The organism is Halomonas sp. LBP4 (assembly GCF_003202205.1).
Taxonomy (GTDB): Bacteria; Pseudomonadota; Gammaproteobacteria; order Pseudomonadales; family Halomonadaceae; genus Halomonas; species Halomonas flagellata.
The window spans coordinates 1-2,006 of the sequence record NZ_PDOG01000022.1; the positions used below are offsets into that span (position 1 = coordinate 1).

Genomic DNA, 2,006 nt, shown 5'->3' on the forward strand with positions numbered 1-2,006 from the left:
TCCTCGGACCACTCCACCACCACGTCCTCGGGCTGCGCCGCGGTGTCCTCGGGCAGCGCCAGGTCGACCGCGTAGGTCCAGCTGTCACCGACGAACACGGTGTCCGGGCCCTGGATGCGCAGCTGCGGGACCGGGTAGGCGATCACCTCGACCGCCTCGGTGGTGGACTCGAGGCCCGAGTGGCGGTTGGTGAGGTGCGCCCGCACCTGGTAGACCCCTTCCTCGAAGGTCTGCATGAACAGCGTCTTGCGCCGCTCGCCGGCGGGGTACTGGGTCCAGCTGGCCCCGTCGTCGTCGCTGACCTCCCAGTGCACCTCACCCATCGCGGCCTGGTCGAGGCGGTTCGCGAAGCCCAGCTGGAACACGGCGATGAACGGCGCCTCGCCGGACAGGGTGCGGATCTCGACGTCGCCGTCCAGGGCGCCGCCGCGCAGCACGGTGAGGAAGGTCGGCCGCTGGCTGATCTCGGTGCGCTCGTAGCCGGCGATCGGCGAGCGCAGCCGGGCCTCGGCCAGCAGCCGCAGCCCGGCGTTGTCGAAGCCGGCCAGGTCGAGGGTGAAGGAGGCCGCGCCGTCCTCGGCATACTGCCAGTCGGTCAGTGCCTGCAGGTCGCTCAGCGAGCGCTGGTTGACCAGCCGCACGTCCCACTCGCCCATCGTCGCCGGGTCGTAGCCCGCCTCGGGGGCGAACACGTCCTGGATCTGCACGTCGACCGGCAGCGGCTCGTTGTCGAGCACCTCGCTGGCGTCCAGCGCGATCGTCGGGTAGAGGTTGGCCGCCGGGCCGGTGATGGTCCGGTAGCTCCGGGCGGTCTCGATGTCCGGCACCCGGTGGTAGCGGGCGCTGACGCGATGCTCGCTCTCCTCCCACAGCCCGGCGCCCTCGGCCTCGAGGCGGCGGGTCAGGATGTTGCGGCTCGACCAGCCGGCGCCGTAGGTCTCGGCCTCCAGCACCTCGGCGTCGCGCTCGAGGCGCACGTCCAGGTCGCTGGGCAGGGTGTTGATCTCGACGTCACCGAAGTAGCTGCCGGCGATCGGCACCACGTAGCGGCCGTCGTCGACCCGGGTGGTGTGGCGGCTCGGGGTCATGGTGATCGTCGGCGCCTCGGGGTCGACCACCACCAGCGGCGTGGTCTCGTGGTTGAGGGTCACCCGGGTGCCGCCCTTCGAGAACACGCTGGTCCGCCAGCCCAGGGTGTGCTCGCCGTTGGTGCTCAGGCGGCCGAGCAACTGGGGCTGGGTGGTGCCGTCCTTCTGGGACAGCCCGTCGGGCATCGCCTGCCAGTCGAGCAGGCAGGTCAGGCGCTGCTGGTCGTGCTTGCGCTTGGCCGCGGCCCCGATCGCCTCGCTGGCACTCAGGGTCAGCGAGCAGGTCGGCCCGCCGCCCTGGGTCAGGCGCAGGTCGAACTCGTGGAGCACCCGGTCGACCGCCGAGTAGTCCTCGGTGGGGCGCAGCGTGACGCTGCCGTAGGGGCTCGCGACGGTGACCGGCCGGCGGCCCTCGCCGACCTGGATCTTGCTGCCGTCGCCGGAGAACAGCCACAGGCTGTAGGCCACGGCCTGCTCGCCCAGCGCCACGGCCTGGCCCTCGGCCTTGGGGGTATTGGCCCCGCCGTCGGTGAGCGCGACCGGCGCGGTCTCGTCGGGCAGCGCCTCCCACTGCAGGTAGCAGACCGGGTCATGGATCGGGTCGGCGGCGCGGGCCTCCGACTCGGCGGCGGTGAAGCGGCACATGGCGCCGTTCTTGGGCGTGGCGGTGAGGCGTACCGGGTCGATCACCTGGCGCACGTCCCAGGACTCGGCGGAGAGCTGGGCCTCGCCCATCCAGGTGTGCACGTCGAGCAGCAGCACCGGGGCGTTGGGCGCCGCGGTGGAGATCAGCAGGCTGGAGAGCCCCTCGAGGCCGGCCTCGGCGGCGAGCAGCGGCAGCGACAGCCTGCCGTCGCTGGCCGCGAAGTCGTGGCGCGACATGATCCGCGAGGTCTGGCCGGGCTCGATGCGCACGCC

1 protein-coding gene is annotated in these 2,006 nt (G+C 72.4%); it reads right to left on the bottom strand.

The window, feature by feature from the left end:
* On the bottom strand, window positions 1-2,006 hold a 2,006-nt coding region (locus CR157_RS22765; RefSeq protein WP_441319109.1), incomplete at both ends, for a hypothetical protein.